This window comes from Nonomuraea sp. NPDC026600 (assembly GCF_040638335.1).
Taxonomy (GTDB): Bacteria; Actinomycetota; Actinomycetes; order Streptosporangiales; family Streptosporangiaceae; genus Nonomuraea.
On record NZ_JBEZYD010000033.1, the window covers coordinates 49894 to 64313 of the forward strand.

Genomic DNA, 14420 nt, shown 5'->3' on the forward strand with positions numbered 1-14420 from the left:
ACGTGCGTGGCCATAACGTGGGCCGAACGGAGGCCGTCATGTCGTTGTTAGGTCCGGCGCGGCATCCTGGAGGCCGGCATGGAACGAGAGAGGACCGATGAGGAAGCTGCGACGTCTGGCGCTGGCCGACCGCACCGTACGACTGCGCTTCACCGCCCTGTACGGTGCCCTGTTCCTGCTGTCCGGCGTCGGGCTGCTGGCCATCACCAACCTCGTGAGCCTCGGGTCGCGGATCGCCTCCCCCGCCCAGATGCCGGCGGGCGAGCAACTCACGCTCGGGGCCGCCCAGGACCTCATCGGCCGGCTCCAGACCCAGTTGTCGGAGATCGAGGCGCTCCAGGCGCGCCAGCTCCTGATCGGCTCGGCGGTCGCGCTCGCCGTCATGGCCGTGGTGTCGGTCGTGCTGGGCCGGATCGTCGCGGGCCGGGTGCTGCGCCCGCTGCGGACGATCACCGCGACCACGCGGCGGATCTCCGCCGACAACCTGCACGAGCGGCTGGCCGCGCCGGGCCCCGCCGACGAGGTGAAGGACCTGGCCGACACCATCGACGGGCTGCTGGAGCGCTTGGAGGGCTCCTTCGCCGCGCAGCGCCGCTTCGTCGCCAACGCCTCCCACGAACTGCGTACCCCGCTGGCGACCATGCGGGCCTCGCTGGACGTGGCCGTGGCCAAGCCGGAGCCCGTACCGGCGCAGACGATCGCGCTGGCCGACCGGATCCGCACCGAACTCGACCAGGTGGACCAGCTTCTGGAAGGCTTCCTCATGCTCGCCCGCACCCAGCACGGCGCCCTTTCCGACCGGGCGACGCTCTCGCTCGGCCGCGTGGTGGCCGCGGCCCTGGTCGCCCGGGCCACTGACATCACGGCCAAGAACCTGACCGTCCACGACGACGACGTCCATGACGGCGCCTGGACGCAGGGCAGCCGGACGCTCCTGACCCGCATGGCCGGCAACGTGATCGACAACGCGATCACCCACAACCACGACGGCGGCTGGATCCGGCTGACCGCCACGGCCGACGGCGCGAGCGCGCTGCTCGTCGTGGAGACGGGCGGTCCGGTGCTCGACCAGGAGCAGGTCGCGCGGCTGGCCCAGCCGTTCCAGCGGCTCGGCACGGACCGGACCGGCTCCGGCAACGGCTCCGGGCTGGGGCTGTCGATCGTCGCGGCCATCGCCGCGGCGCACGGCGGTGGCCTGGACCTGCGTGCCCGGCCCGAAGGCGGCCTCCGGGTCGCCATCTCGCTGCCTCTGGCGTCGGCGCGGGCCGGTGTCGCGGCATGAGGGTGCTGGTGGTCGAGGACGCGCGCTCCCTCGCCGCCGTCCTGGTCGAGGGCCTGGGTGATCAGGGCATGGCCGTGGACGTGGCGTACGACGGACTGGAGGCGGCGGCCAAACTCGACCTCAACACCTACGACGTGGTCGTGCTCGACCGGGACCTGCCGGGGATCCACGGCGACACCCTCTGCCAGATGATCACCGAACGCGACGACCGCGTCATGGTCCTCATGCTGACCGCGGCCGGCTCGCCCGGTGACCGGGTCAGCGGCCTGACCCTGGGCGCCGACGACTACCTCGCCAAGCCGTTCCACTTCCCCGAACTGGTCCTGCGCATCCGCTCCCTGGCCCGCCGACGGCCCGCCGCCCGCGCCCGTATCCTGCGCGCGGCGGGCCTCGAACTCGACCCCCTGCGCCGTACGGCCACCCGCGACGGCGACCGGCTCGACCTGTCGGTCAAGGAATTCGCCCTCCTCGAAGCCCTCCTGCGCGCCACCCCGGCCTTCCTCAGCACCGAGGACCTGCTGGAACAGGTCTGGGACGAGCACGCCGACCCGTTCACCAACACCGTGACCGTCACCATCGGCCGCCTGCGCCGCAAACTCGGCGACCCCCCGATCATCATCACCACCCCCGGCGTGGGCTACCGCATCGGTTAGGCGGCTGCTCAGCTCCGCTCGGAGCCTTCGGCGGACAAGGAGTCCAGCCAGCCGACCAGGCTCGCGCACTGCCGCGTCATGATCTCGGGGTCACGCAGGGCGTTGGCCAGCAGCGACATGCCCTGGTAGGCGCCCACCAGGGTCAGGGCGAGCCCGTCGGGATCAGGCAGCCCGAGCTCGCGGAACTGGCGTTCGGCCCAGTCCAGCAGCACCCGGATGGCCTTGCCCGCCGCCACGTCCAGGCCACCCTCGGTGCGTTTGTCCAGCTCGGCGGCCAATGTCCCGGTCGGGCAGCCGTAGCGGGCCGCGATCTCACGCTGACTGGCCCACCCCTCCACGAGTCCCTTGAGGCGCTCCCTCGGGTCGGCAAGGAGATCCAGTTGACCGGTGAGCAGGCCCAGTTGCCGGACGTGCTCGGTGAGCGCGGCCGCGACCAGGTCGTCCTTGGTCTTGAAGTAGTAGTACACGTTGCCCACCGGGACGTCGGCGGCGTGGGCGATGTCGGCGATGGTGGTGCGCTCCGCGCCCTGCTGGTGCACGACACGGGCGGCGGCGGCCATCAGCCGCTGCCGCTTGGCGGACGCGGCCTGCACCCGGGAAGTTTTCGAGTCAGTCACCTAACTAACTATAGGCGCTGGGCGACCTGTAGCGCCAAAGCTGAGGCGCCAGGGCGGCCGGCACCACGATCCTGCGCCTTCACCCAAGGGCAAGGTCCACTCCTGCCGCGTGGGCAGGTGCCGGTAACGCTGTCAGATCTTGCGTCTGGTACGGCGAGCCGCCCCCGCCGAAGCGACCACCAGCAGGGTGAGCAGCCCCCAGCAGGCGTTCAGCGGGTGAGGAGGTCGCGGAGGGCCTTGGTGATGTCGGCGGGGGCTTCCTCGGCCATGAAGTGACCGCAGGTGACCGTGTCATGCCGCAGGTCGGGCGCCCAGGCGCGCCACCGGGCGGCCGCGTCGAAGCCGAGGGCGGCGCCCCAGTCCTGCTGGATCACGGTGACCGGCATCCGCAGCCGGTTGCCGGCGTCCCGGTCGGCCTGGTCGTGCACGACGTCGATGCCGGCGGAGGCGCGGTAGTCGGCCACGATCGAGGGGACCGCCTCGCGGCAGGCGGCCAGGTAGGCGGCCCGGACCTCGGCGGGGATCGCCTGCGGGTCGGTGGCCCAGATGTCGAGGAAGTGGCCGAAGAAGGCGTCCGAGCCGGCGGCGATCAGCTTCTCGGGCAGGCCCGGCGGCTGGGCCATCAGATAGAGGTGGAAGCCGACGGCGGCGCCGGCGCCGTGCATCACGTCCCACATGTCCAGGGTCGGCAGTACGTCGAGGCAGGCCAGGTGCGTGATCGTCTCGGGGTGATCGAGTGCGGCGCGGAAGGCGACCAGGGCGCCGCGGTCGTGCCCGGCCAGCGCGAAGCGCTCATGTCCCAGCGCGTGGGCCAGGGCGACGATGTCGGCGGCCATGGTCCGCTTGGCGTAGGTGGTGCCGTCGGTCTCGGCGGGTTTGTCGCTGGCGCCGTAGCCGCGCAGGTCGGGGCAGATCACGGTGTGGTCGGCCGCGAGGTCGGCGGCGACGTGCCGCCACATCAGGTGGGTCTGCGGGAAGCCGTGCAGCAGCACGATCGGTGTGCCCGAGCCGGCGACGGCCGCGTTCAGGGACACGCCGTCGGCGACGGGGACGCGCCGGTGGTCGAAGCCGGCGATGGCAGGCGTCATGGTCGAGCCCTTTCCGTGGGTGAGCGGGTGTCTCCAGACTGCCGGGCGCCGATGAGCATCGGATGAGCGCGCTATAGCGTGGCCGGGGTGGCGATGACGCGGAAGGTGTTCGGGGTGCTGGGGCCGGTGACGGCCTGGGACGATGCCGGGGGCGCGATCGCCTTGAAGGGGCCGCGGCACCGCGCGGTGCTGGCCCGGCTGATCGTCGCCCGCCGCCGCGTCGTCCCGGTCTCCCGCCTGGTCGAGGACCTGTGGCTCGATCCGCCGCCAGGCGCGGTGGGTGCCGTTCGCACCTTCGTGGCCGCGCTGCGCCGCGCGCTGGAGCCCGAGCGCCCGCCGCGCGCCGCCGCCCGGCTGCTGGTCACCGAGGGGCCCGGGTACGCCCTGCGCGCCGAGCCGGACGCGGTGGACGCCTGGCGGTTCGAGGAGGCGGTGGCCGCGACGCTGCCGCCCGAAGGTCTGCTCGCCCGGCTGGAGGAGGCGCTGGGATGGTGGCGCGGGCCTGCTTACGCCGAGTTCGCCGAGGAGGACTGGGCCCGGGCGGAGCGTGCCCGCCTGGCGGAGCTGCGGCTGCGGGCGGTGGAACGCCGGGCCGAGGCCCGCCTGGACCTGGGCCTTGCCGCCGAGGCGGTGCCGGATCTGGACGCGCACGTGGCCGAGCATCCTTGGCGCGAGGACGCGTGGCGGCTGCTGGCCCTCGCGCTGTACCGTACCGGCCGCCAGGGTGACGCGCTGGCGGTGCTGCGCCGGGCACGAACGCTCCTGGTCGAGCAGCTGGGGGTGGATCCGGGCCCGGCACTGCGCGGCCTGGAGAGCGACATCCTGCACCAGTCCGGCCATCTCGACCCGGCTGGGTCGGCGGGCCGGGTGTGGGCGCAGACGGCCGCCGCCTATGACCGGACCGTGGCCTCCGGCGCCCGGGCGCGGCTGGAGTCGACGGTTGGCCTGCTGCGTAATCTGGCGGTGACCGGGGGTGGCGGCCTGGAGGCGGCCCGCCGGTATCGCGTGGCGGCCGTCGCGGCGGCGGAGGAACTGGGCGACGCGGAGCTGACCGCCCGCGTGATCGGCGCGTACGACGTACCGGCGATCTGGACCCGCTCGGACGACCCGGAACAGGCGGCCCAGATCGTGGCGGCGGCCGAACGCACCCTGACCGCCCTCCCGCCCGCCGCGCACCAGGCGGCGCGGGCCCGGCTGCTGGCCACGATCGCCCTGGAGTCGCGCGGCACCCGTGCGGAGCGCGGACCCCGGGCGGCAGGGCAGGCGGAGGCGATCGCCCGCCGCCTGGACGATCCGGCGCTGCTGGCGTTCGCCCTCAACGGCGTGTTCATGCAGACCTTCCACCGGGCGGGTCTGGCACCGCGCCGGGACGAGCTCGGCGCCGAGCTGGTCACCCTGTCAGCCCGGCATGGCCTGGTCACCTTCGAGGTGCTCGGGCACCTCATCCGTCTCCAAGCCCGCAGCGCGCTCGCGGACTTCCCCGGCGCCGACGAGCACGCGGCCGCCGCCGACCGCCTGGCCGAACGTCACGAACTGCCACTGGCAGGCGTGTTCGCCCAGTGGTATCGGGCACTGCGGCTCGCCGCCACCGAGCAGGCACCGGTGGCGGAGGCTGCCTACCGGGACGCCGCCGCGCGGCTGGACGGCGCCGGCATGCCCGGACTGCGGTCCGGGCTGTTGCCGCTTGCGCTGCTGTGCCTGCGCCTGCGGCACGCACGGCCCGCCCAGGCCGACGCGGGCATCGACTGGGGACCCTACGAGCCGTGGGCCCGTCCCCTGGTGCTGCTGGCCCGAGACCGCCCGGGCGAGGCCGCGGCGGCACTGCGCCTGGTCCCGGAACCGCCCCGCGACCTGCTGTACGAGGCGCTGTGGTGCCTCACCGCGCGGGCGGCCATCGCCGTCGGCGACCGGGAGACGATGGAACGCGCCCACACCGAGCTCCTCCCCGCGGCGGCGGAACTGGCGGGGGCGGGCAGCGGCCTGCTCACCCTCGGCCCGGTCTCCGGACATCTCAACGACCTCGCCACCGCCCTCCGCCGCCCGCTGTGAGCTCGCACCACACAGGCAGCGACTGTGACCCCGCTGCGTATCAGGTTGGTCTCGCGGCCCGTGCGGGGCCGGCGCCGAAGGCGTCCGCGCACAGCTGGGCGAACCAGCCCAGCCCCGGCAGCAGGAGCAGCCAGCCGAGGAGCGCCCAGCCCAGGTGGAGGTGCTGGGCCACGTGGGCGAAGGCCGCCACTCCCTGGGCGCGCAGCCCGTCGGCGCGTTCGTAGGTCATCCGGCGCAGGCCGTGCGGACAGCCCTCGGCGGGCCGGATCCGCAGCGAGACCGGCCGCCGGTGGGCGATCCAACGGCCGAGTGCGCTGCATCGATCGCAGGTCGCGGCCACGTAGACGTCGGCGTGCGGCAGGCCGGTGTAGGGGCGGATCCGGGGCAGCCAGGGGCGTACCTGGTCACGATAGCTCGCCCAGTCCCGGCCGTACCGCGTGGCGAGGTGTGTCCCTTCGTGCCAGGAGGCCAGCCCGGCGCCGTAGGCGACGCAGATCGCCGCAGCGGCGGCGAACCGGAGGTCGAGGACCGCGAGCACCAGGTAGGCGCCCGCCATGGAGGCCTGCATGGGATTGCGCAGGTAGGCGTACGGCCCGCTCGTGACGAGGCGTTTCGGCGGGTCGTACGGCAGCGGCGTCCCTCCCCCTGCGGCGGCGAACTCGCGGACGGCGGCCAGACCGAACAGCAGCGGCACGGCGAGGATCTGGGCCAGCAGCCCGGCCACCCACTCGGGCTGCCGCCACACGCCGGTGAGCGCGACGGGCGCGCCGAGCATGAGCCCGCCCGCGAGGACCATCTGAAACGACGCGCGCCAGGCGAGCCGGCGGTCCGCGGCGGTCCACCGGGCCAGCAGCAGGCCGGGCAGCAGGCAGAGCGCGATCGCGACGGCCTCGCCGTACAGCCAGCCATGACCCAGCACCACGACCGGCTCGGCCAGCGGCATCACACCCAGGTCCAGCCAGGCGAACCCGGCCAGGACCAGCGGGAGCGGATAGGCGCGCGCGGTGTGCGCGGGCAGCGCGCCCCACAGCAACGCCCAGCCCAGCAGCAGATCGACCGGGATGCCCGCGACGACGGCGCCGTCGGCGGCGAAGCGCCACCAGCCCGCGTACGGGGCGAGGACGTTCACGATCGCGAGGGTGAGCAGATTCCACGCCGTGGCCAGGATCATCGCGGCGATGTCCCGCTCCCCCGGCCGCCGTACGGCCGCCGCGATCCAGACGGCGGCCATCGGGACGAAGAGCGCGACGCCGCGGATCAGCGCGGGGTCGTTCATGGGGTGAAGGTCTTGGCCAGGTAGCCGGCCGCCTCGGAGACCGCGTAGCGCTGGAGCGGGCCGAAGTACCAGCCCGGGTCGAAGGTACGGCGATAGCCGAGGGTCAGCTTCAGGTCGCCGCTTCGCCAGTCGAACGTCGCCCGGCGCAGGTCCATCCAGCGGGCGAGGGTGGTGTCCGCCACCACGGCGAACACGACCCGCCCGGGCGAGCGCTCGCTCACGCGCAGGGTCATGGACCGAGGTTCGAGGGGAGCGCCGATGCCCAGGGAGCGGCGCGGCGTGAAGAAGATCTTCCGGGTGTCGCCGACGGCCAGTCCGGTGCCTTCGGCCCGTAACGGCCGGGGGAAGCCGAGCGCCAGGAACCACGACTCCACCGGCCCGAAGCGTGGTTCGGCGGCCAGCGCCCGTTCGACGTCCGTGGTTCCGGTGGCCCGGGTGACGCTGACCTCGTTGTCACGGGGCAGCGAGGCCGCGGTGCCCTCCAGCATGGCGGCGATGAGGAGCGGCGCGATGAGGAGGTTCATCCGCCCGTTGCCATCGCGGCGCCTGCCGGAATCGATGAACAACCCGACCATCGCGCCGACGAGATAGAACAGCGGCGCGGCCATGACCAGGCAGACGATCCCCTCACCGAGCAGCGGGCCGGCCAGGGCCAGGGCCACGGTGATGGACGCCATGACCATGCCGGTGGTGCTGCGGGCCCGGGCGGTGAGGGCGACGGTGATGGCGATCACGGCCGGGATGCCGACGTAGAACAGCGCCGTCTGCTCCAGATGCCCCTCGTGCAGAACTCTGTAGAGCAGCATCGCCGCGAACAGCGCGGCCAGCACTCCGGCCAGCGTGCGCCGCGCTCTCGCCTGCGGTTGGCGTTCAGGCTCCACACGTACCTCTTAATCGAGAGATTTAATCAGGTGATTAAACTGTACGATGAGGACGCGGGACTCTGTCAAGCGGGAGGTGCGGGTGGCCGGAAAGCAACAGGCGGGTGCGGAGACCCGCGACCGGCTCATCGACGCCGCGGCCGAGACGATACGGAGCCAGGGATACGCCGGCACCAGCGCGCGGGCCATCGCCAAGGCCGCGGAGGTCAACTCGGCGCTGGTCTTCTACCACTTCGGCGGCGTCGACGCGCTGCTGCTCGCCGCGCTGGACCGGTCATCGGAGCAGCGCATGGCGACCTACCGGCAGGCCGTGGAGAAGGCCGCGAACCTCGAGGAACTGGTCCAGACCGCGAGCGAGATCTACCGGGCCGACCTCGAAGGCGGGCACATCACGCTCTTCTCCGAAATGGTCGGCGCGAGCATCGCCCGGCCCGAACTCCGCGCGGAGATCACCGCCCGGTCCGAGCCCTGGATCGACTTCATCGAGCAGGCCCTGGACCGGGTCATCGGGGGATCGCCCCTGGCCAAACTGCTGCCACCGCGTGATCTGGCGTACGCGGCGATCACGTTCTACCTCGGCGTCAACCTCTTCACCCATCTCGACGCCGACCGCACCCGGACCGAGGCCCTGTTCAACCTGGCCGAACGGGTGGCGCCCCGCGCGAGGCTGCTCACCATGCGCCTCCCCGGCCGCCGCAAGCCGGGGTCGACGCCGAAGGCAATTACGGAATGACGATGGAGAATGCCCGGTCTTCCCACATGTGTGGCTTTCCAGTAATGACAAGGAATGTGTCCGACCGAGTACCACAGGCGGGGTCCGGCCACATTGACACCCGGATTCCGTAGTCGAAGGACGTGTACTGCAGAGTGGCCGACGGAACAAGCCTCGTGACGTCCAGTTCCTTGTCCGCCAACTCGACGCAGTAGCGCCCGGTGCCAGGCTTCGTGACCGCCGCGATCCCCTTGGCCCGGTTGATGCTTCCGTCGGCGTTGACCACGGCCGCCGCCTGCGCGTACGGGGCCGTCACCTTGGTCGGGGCGGCGATGGCCGCCGCCGCGGCCCCGGCGCCCGCGACCGCCGCGACGAGGCCGGCCGCCGCACTTGCCCAGACAAAAGCGCGCACCTTCTTGTTCTCAAGCATGCCATTCCCTTTTTCGAGAGCACTGAAGTTACGCATGAATATGCAGTACGTCTCGATGGCCCCGTGCTTATCACGGGTGGTGGCGAGGTAAAAGTAGCCAATTACGGAGTTGGTCGCAGCGGAGGTTTATCGGTCGCAGGTCGTGATCCCCGGATGCCAGCGGCAGGCGATCGCCGCGTACCCGCCCTCGGCCGGCACCGCCACCGAGAGCCGGCCGCGCGGCCCGTCGACCACCTGGCTCTCCCGCACCAGGCCGGCCGGACCGTCACGCACCACCTCGACCAGCCACCGCCCGTGCGGCATGCCGAGCGCGACGTCGAGCGTCCGGGCCGCGCCCGAGATCCCGGCGCCCACGAACCACCGGTCGCCGCTGCGCCGGGCCAGCACCACGTGGTCGGCCGGGCGGCCGGACAGCAGGCGCGTCTCGTCCCAGGCCGTGGGCACCTGTTCCAGGAAGCGTTCGGCCTCCGGCCGGGTCTGGTAGGACGCCACGGTGCCGGCCAGGTCCTGCAGACCGGACTCGTACGTCACGGCCAGGCCCAGCTCGTGGGCGTCGGAGGTGGGCCGGGCCGGACGCTGGAAGGCCATCGGGGTGTAGTCCATCGAGCCGACGACGTTCCTGGTGAACGGCAGGGTCGTCAGGTGGGCGGTGGTCAGGGTGCGCTTCTCGCCGCCGTGCACGCCTTCCATGGTCATCACCTGCGGCCAGGTGCGGTGGATGCCCTTGGGGATGGTCGAGCCGTGGAAGTTGACCATCAGGTGGTTCTCGCCGGTGGCGGGCAGGATCTCGTCGTACCAGCGCAGCCGCTCCTGCGACTCCGCGTCCATGAAGTCGATCTTATCGCCGCGGACGCCCCACTTCCGCAGGGTGGGCAGCCACAGGGCGCGCTCCTCCGGCGTGTCCAGGTCCCGGAAGTGGATCCAGACCACGATCTCCACGCCCTTGCCGCGTCCGTACTCGACAAGCTGGGGTATCCAGCTCGTGGTCGGCCATTGCGGGTCGGTGACGTCCCATTGGTCCTTCAGGAAGTACCAGCCCGCGTCCACCGCCACGTACGGCCAGTCGCGGGCCGAGGCGTAGTCGACGAACTCCTTCTGCAGGTCCAGGCTCTGCCCGGCCTCCCTGCCGCCCGCGAGCCAGGTCCACAGCACCTGGCCCGGCTTGATCCAGGAGGTGTCGCGGACCTTGGAGTCCGGGGCGAGGTCGTCCACCAGCGTGGACTCGGTGACCGTGGCCAGATCCCCGACGATCATGACGCGCCACGGGGTGGCCAGGGGCCCGCCGACCTGGACCTGCGGATCCCACAACTGCAGGCGGTAGGTGCCGCTGCCCTGCTCGTGGGTGAGCCTGGGACCGGAGTAGCGGCCGTCGAGGTCGGACTCGGTGACCAGGAGGTAGGTGCCGCCGTTCTCGAACAGGGCGGGCACCATGAAGTCGGCCGCGGGCGCGCTCTGGACCGGGTACTGCAGGAACGGGTTCTCGTAGTCGCGGCGATGCACGGCCAGCCAGGCGGTGGCGTCCTGCGCGGGCGTGAACGCCGAGGTCTCGCGCAGGACCGCGCCGTGGTCCTCCGGCAGCCGGTAGCGGTAGGCGACACCGTCGTGGGCGACCCTGACGACCAGGTCGAGGCGGGCGCCGGCGGCGTTCTCGAAGGTGAAGGCGGCCTCCCGCATGAGGGCCCACCGCTTGAGGCGCTTGCCGACCGTGGTGGTGTAGTGCTCGGCCACCACCCGGTCACGGCGGTGCCGGAACCGCAGGCCCTGCGACAGGTCGGCCCGCTCGGTGACGATGCCCACGGGGCTGGGCTCCAGCACCCGGACGCCACCGCGGGTCACGGCGAGGGCGAGGGTGCCCACCTGCGGGTCGAGCACGAGCTCCGCCGAGGGGCCGCCGGGGAAGCCGGTGATCGTCCAGCTTCCCCGGGCCGCCTGGGCGGGCAGCGCGGGGAGGAGGCCGAGGGCCAGGAGGAGAGCGACGCACAGACGGATCAACGCGGCCATGGGAGCTCCTGCGAGGCACATACATCGGATGTGTGCCCGGATCGTAACCCGTAGATCTTCGCTTGACCAGCGCCACCCACCAACGTGTTGACCCGCCGAAGGGATCAGTGTCGAGGCGCGAGGAACCCGCCGACCGGGTCAGCGGCGAGGCATGAGGAACCCGTCGAGCGGTCAGCGGCGGGGCGTGAGGAACCCTTCGAGCGGTCAGCGGCGGGGCGTGAGGAACCCTTCGACCACGCGACGGGCCTTGTCCCCGGCGTCCTTGTCGCCCAGGCGCAACGCGGTGTTCGCGGCGGTGAACACGGCGTCGATCTGGAAGGCCGCCAGATCGACGTCCAGGTCGGCGATCTCGCCGGAGTCGACGGCCCGTCGCAGCTCACCGGCGAGGAGATCGAGCCAGCCCTGGTGATGCCGGACCAGCGCGTCGCGCACCCGCCCCGGCCGGCTGTCGAAGTCGGCGAGGTTCGCCGCCCAGAAGCAGCCGCCCGCGAACAGCGGCGTCTCGGCGTACGAGATCCAGTGCTCCGTCAGCGCGCGCAGCCGGGAGGCGCCGCCGGGCGCGGCCGACGCGGGGTGGACGACCGCGTCGAGGAAGGCCTCGCGGGCCGACGCGACGGCGGCGACCTGCAGTTTCTCCTTCGTCCCGAAGAGGGTCGCGACGCCGCTCTTGCTGAGCTTGAGGTCGCCGGCCAGCCGGCCGATGCTGAGCCCGTTGAGCCCCTCCAGCGACGCGACGTCGACGGCGTGGCGGGCGATCGCCTGCCTGGTCCGCGCGCCGCGCAGCAGCCGCAGGTCGGAGGTCTCCGCCTCCACCGGCTCGGACGAGCCCGGGTCCGCGTCGGCACCCGACCGTTGTGCTAGCTCGCTCATGGCCCCATCCTGCCACACCCTTGCCATAAGTGTACGAACGATCGTACGCTCACTTTCGTGACTGACACCACCCAAGAATCCGTGAAACCCGCACCACCGGCCACGCCGTGGGGTGCGGTGTCGATCGTGCTGGTCGGCGCGTTCATGGCGACCCTCGACGCGTTCATCGTCATTGTCGCGGGACCGGCGATCCAGGCCGACCTCGGCACATCCGGCGGCGAACTGCAGTGGATCCTGGCCGGCTACCAGCTGACGTTCGCGGTGTTCCTCATCACCGGTGGCCGCCTCGGCGACCTGCACGGCCGCAAACGAACCTTCATCGCCGGTCTGGCGCTCTTCACCCTGGCCTCGGCCGCGTGCGCCATCGCGCAGACGGCGCCCGGCCTCATCGCGGCACGTCTCGTCCAGGGCTTGGGCGCGGCGTTGATGCTGCCCCAGGTGTACGCCGTCATCGCCGTGCTGGTCCCCGAGAAGGAACGGCATCGCGTCTTCGGCGTCCTCGGAGTCGTCATCGGACTCGCCACCATCGGCGGTCAGGTCGTCGGCGGCCTGCTGATCAGCGCCGACCTGTTCGGCTCCGGCTGGCGGCCGGTGTTCTGGATCAACGTCCCGATCGGGCTCGCCGCGATCGGGCTCGCCACCGGCCGCATACCGGAGTCCAGGGCGGCGCTCGCCCGCAAGCTCGACGTTCGGGGAGTCGTCGTTCTCAGCGTCGCGCTGTTCCTGCTCGCCTTCCCGCTCATCCAAGGCCGCGAAGCGGGCTGGCCCTGGTGGACGTGGGCCGGCTTGGCCGCGAGCGCCCTCGGTCTCGCCCTCTTCGTCTCCATCGAACGCAGGATCGGCAGGCTCGGCGGCGACCCCCTCCTGCGGATCTCCCTCTTCGCCACGCGGTCGTTCTCCGTCGGCATCGTGCTCGTCCTCGCCATCTACGCCGTCATCACCTCCTACTACCTCGTCCTGTCGATCGCGCTGCAGGACGGACTCGGCCTGTCGGCCCTCGGGGCAGGGCTGGTGTACACCCCCGCGGCGGTGACCTTCTTCGTCTTCAGCATGATCGCCGGCAGGCTCGTGCCGAAGTACGGCCGCCGCGTCCTGGAGATCGGCGCGATCGTGCTCGCGGTCGGGTACGCGGCGACCGTGACCGTCCTGACGTGCGGCCTGCCGTTCACGCCGGGGGTCGTCATCCCGGCCCTCATGCTGCAGAGCGTGGGCGGCGGGCTCCTCATCACGCCGTCGCTCAACGCGGTCCTGACCCGCATAGACCCCGACGACGCGGGCATCGCCTCCGGCGTGCTGTCGACCGCGCAGCAGGTGGGCGGCGCGCTCGGCGTCGCCATCATCGGCGTGGTGTTCTTCGACTCCTTCGACCCCGCCGGCGGCGACCGAACCGCCGCGGCGGCCCACGCACTGGCGATGTCCTCGGTCTTCACCTTCACCGTCGCGACCGTCGCGGCCGTCCTGGTGTATCTGCTGCCGAAGGGCCGGCCGACCAAGTAGCCGATATGTAACGGATGTAACATGCGATGGTGACGGACACTACGGAAGACCAGGGCTGGTTGCTGATCAGTGTGTCCACCGCCGGCGCCGCCGGGACGTTGCGCGTGCAGGTGTGGCGCAAGCTGCGCTCGCTCGGCGCGCTCTATCTCCAGCAGTCGGTGTGCCTGCTGCCCGAACGCGCCGAGACCACCCGGCAGGCGCGCCGCCTGCTCGACCGGGTGCACCAGCAGGGCGGCACCGGCCGGATCCTGCGCATGACCATCACCGACCCGGCCGAACGCCGGCAGATCATCGGCGAGTTCGACACCGCGCGCGACGCCGAGTACGCCGAGGTCCTGGAGCGCCTGCCCGCCTTCCGTGCGGAGCTCGAGCACGAGCGCTCCCGTGGCCGCACCACCTACGCCGAGGTCGAGGAGTCCGAGGCCGATCTGGAGCGCTTCCGCTCCTGGCTGGCCAAGATCGCCGCGCGGGACTACTTCGCCGCCCCCATCGGTGCGGCCGCCCGCGCGGCCGTCGAGGACGCGGCCGCCGACCTGGCCGCCTTCGAGCAGGCCGCGCTGGCCGCCGAAACGCCCATCGAGAGCGGGGCGACGGTGGCGAGCCCGCGCGAGAGCGAGCGGCGATGACCGGATCGTGGGGATGGGATCTGCTGATCGGGATCGCCGCCGCGCTGCTGGTGACCTGGCTGGCGCTCATCGCCACGCTGGCCGTCATGCGGCCCCGCGGTGGACTGCTGCGCGAGGCGCTGCGGCTGCTGCCCGACGTGCTGCGCCTGGTACGCCGCCTGGCCGCCGATCCCGTGCTGCCCCGCGGGGTACGGGTGCGGCTCGCACTGCTGCTGGCCTACCTGGCCTTCCCCATCGACCTGATCCCGGACTTCATCCCCGTGCTCGGCTACGCCGACGACGCCATCATCGTCACCGCCGTCCTGCGCTCAGTGGTACGCCGGGCCGGTCTGCCGGCCGTGCGCCGCCACTGGCCCGGCACCGACGACGGCTTCGCCGCGCTGTGCCGCCTGACCAGACTGACCTGATCAGGAGACCGGTCCCGTCCTAAATGTATGG

General features: G+C 72.2%; 14 protein-coding genes. 7 read left to right on the top strand and 7 right to left on the bottom strand.

Annotated elements, in window-relative coordinates; all coding sequences use genetic code 11:
- Nucleotides 1-97: 97 nt before the first annotated feature.
- Complete coding sequence (locus AB0F17_RS48570; protein ID WP_358038123.1) at nucleotides 98-1282, top strand: HAMP domain-containing sensor histidine kinase; 1185 nt, start codon at nucleotides 98-100, stop codon at nucleotides 1280-1282.
- On the top strand, nucleotides 1279-1935 hold the full coding sequence (locus AB0F17_RS48575) for a response regulator transcription factor (protein WP_358038126.1): 657 nt from the start codon (nucleotides 1279-1281) through the stop codon (nucleotides 1933-1935). Before AB0F17_RS48570 ends, AB0F17_RS48575 begins: the two co-directional genes overlap by 4 nt.
- A gap of 8 nt (nucleotides 1936-1943) precedes the next feature.
- Here AB0F17_RS48575 and AB0F17_RS48580 read toward each other — a convergent pair whose 3' ends face one another.
- Nucleotides 1944-2552 carry a TetR/AcrR family transcriptional regulator gene (locus tag AB0F17_RS48580; protein ID WP_358038131.1) on the bottom strand — a complete coding sequence of 203 codons (609 nt, stop codon included), beginning with the start codon at nucleotides 2550-2552 and terminating at the stop codon, nucleotides 1944-1946.
- Between the two features lie 209 nt (nucleotides 2553-2761).
- Nucleotides 2762-3640 carry an alpha/beta hydrolase gene (locus AB0F17_RS48585; RefSeq protein ID WP_358038134.1) on the bottom strand — a complete coding sequence of 293 codons (879 nt, stop codon included), beginning with the start codon at nucleotides 3638-3640 and terminating at the stop codon, nucleotides 2762-2764.
- Nucleotides 3641-3733: 93 nt separating this feature from the next.
- Between AB0F17_RS48585 and AB0F17_RS48590 the strand changes: the two genes are divergently transcribed.
- Complete coding sequence (locus AB0F17_RS48590; protein WP_358038381.1) at nucleotides 3734-5689, top strand: AfsR/SARP family transcriptional regulator; 1956 nt, start codon at nucleotides 3734-3736, stop codon at nucleotides 5687-5689.
- Nucleotides 5690-5729: 40 nt separating this feature from the next.
- Here AB0F17_RS48590 and AB0F17_RS48595 read toward each other — a convergent pair whose 3' ends face one another.
- Together AB0F17_RS48595 and AB0F17_RS48600 are read right to left on the bottom strand one after the other, a co-directional pair.
- On the bottom strand, nucleotides 5730-6965 hold the full coding sequence (locus AB0F17_RS48595; protein WP_358038137.1) for a methyltransferase: 1236 nt from the start codon (nucleotides 6963-6965) through the stop codon (nucleotides 5730-5732).
- Nucleotides 6962-7846 (bottom strand): hypothetical protein, encoded by an 885-nt coding sequence (locus AB0F17_RS48600; protein WP_358038140.1) that lies wholly within the window; start codon nucleotides 7844-7846, stop codon nucleotides 6962-6964. The genes AB0F17_RS48595 and AB0F17_RS48600 overlap by 4 nt, the downstream gene beginning before the upstream one ends.
- A gap of 46 nt (nucleotides 7847-7892) precedes the next feature.
- Between AB0F17_RS48600 and AB0F17_RS48605 the strand changes: the two genes are divergently transcribed.
- Nucleotides 7893-8579 (top strand): TetR family transcriptional regulator, encoded by a 687-nt coding sequence (locus AB0F17_RS48605; protein ID WP_358038143.1) that lies wholly within the window; start codon nucleotides 7893-7895, stop codon nucleotides 8577-8579.
- Here AB0F17_RS48605 and AB0F17_RS48610 read toward each other — a convergent pair.
- The 3 genes from AB0F17_RS48610 to AB0F17_RS48620 form a co-directional block, all read right to left on the bottom strand.
- Entirely contained in the window at nucleotides 8569-8988 is a 420-nt protein-coding gene (locus AB0F17_RS48610) for a hypothetical protein (protein WP_358038146.1), read from the bottom strand. The two genes, AB0F17_RS48605 and AB0F17_RS48610, sit on opposite strands and share 11 nt — an antisense overlap.
- Nucleotides 8989-9114: 126 nt before the next feature.
- On the bottom strand, nucleotides 9115-10989 hold the full coding sequence (locus AB0F17_RS48615) for a glycoside hydrolase family 97 catalytic domain-containing protein (RefSeq protein ID WP_358038149.1): 1875 nt from the start codon (nucleotides 10987-10989) through the stop codon (nucleotides 9115-9117).
- A 204-nt stretch (nucleotides 10990-11193) separates the two neighbouring features.
- Nucleotides 11194-11859, bottom strand: a complete 666-nt coding sequence (locus AB0F17_RS48620) for a TetR/AcrR family transcriptional regulator (protein WP_358038151.1) — start codon at nucleotides 11857-11859, stop codon at nucleotides 11194-11196.
- Between the two features lie 57 nt (nucleotides 11860-11916).
- Here AB0F17_RS48620 and AB0F17_RS48625 point away from each other — a divergent pair, with 57 nt between their 5' ends.
- The 3 genes from AB0F17_RS48625 to AB0F17_RS48635 are packed head-to-tail and all read left to right on the top strand — an operon-like array spanning nucleotide 11917 to nucleotide 14389.
- Nucleotides 11917-13356, top strand: coding sequence for an MFS transporter (locus AB0F17_RS48625; protein WP_358038153.1), 1440 nt, complete (start codon nucleotides 11917-11919; stop codon nucleotides 13354-13356).
- A gap of 29 nt (nucleotides 13357-13385) precedes the next feature.
- Entirely contained in the window at nucleotides 13386-13982 is a 597-nt protein-coding gene (locus AB0F17_RS48630; protein WP_358038156.1) for a Chromate resistance protein ChrB, read from the top strand.
- Nucleotides 13979-14389, top strand: a complete 411-nt coding sequence (locus AB0F17_RS48635) for a DUF1232 domain-containing protein (RefSeq protein WP_358038159.1) — start codon at nucleotides 13979-13981, stop codon at nucleotides 14387-14389. The genes AB0F17_RS48630 and AB0F17_RS48635 overlap by 4 nt, the downstream gene beginning before the upstream one ends.
- Nucleotides 14390-14420: the final 31 nt, after the last annotated feature.

Coding starts and splice junctions, on each gene's coding strand:
- AB0F17_RS48575 (WP_358038126.1), top strand. CDS start 1,279: ATGAGGGTGCTGGTGGTCGAGGACGCGCGCTCCCTCGCCGCCGTCCTG.
- AB0F17_RS48595 (WP_358038137.1), bottom strand. CDS start 6,965: ATGAACGACCCCGCGCTGATCCGCGGCGTCGCGCTCTTCGTCCCGATG.
- AB0F17_RS48635 (WP_358038159.1), top strand. CDS start 13,979: ATGACCGGATCGTGGGGATGGGATCTGCTGATCGGGATCGCCGCCGCG.
- AB0F17_RS48570 (WP_358038123.1), top strand. CDS start 98: ATGAGGAAGCTGCGACGTCTGGCGCTGGCCGACCGCACCGTACGACTG.
- AB0F17_RS48615 (WP_358038149.1), bottom strand. CDS start 10,989: ATGGCCGCGTTGATCCGTCTGTGCGTCGCTCTCCTCCTGGCCCTCGGC.
- AB0F17_RS48590 (WP_358038381.1), top strand. CDS start 3,734: ATGACGCGGAAGGTGTTCGGGGTGCTGGGGCCGGTGACGGCCTGGGAC.
- AB0F17_RS48585 (WP_358038134.1), bottom strand. CDS start 3,640: ATGACGCCTGCCATCGCCGGCTTCGACCACCGGCGCGTCCCCGTCGCC.
- AB0F17_RS48610 (WP_358038146.1), bottom strand. CDS start 8,988: ATGCTTGAGAACAAGAAGGTGCGCGCTTTTGTCTGGGCAAGTGCGGCG.
- AB0F17_RS48605 (WP_358038143.1), top strand. CDS start 7,893: ATGAGGACGCGGGACTCTGTCAAGCGGGAGGTGCGGGTGGCCGGAAAG.
- AB0F17_RS48620 (WP_358038151.1), bottom strand. CDS start 11,859: ATGAGCGAGCTAGCACAACGGTCGGGTGCCGACGCGGACCCGGGCTCG.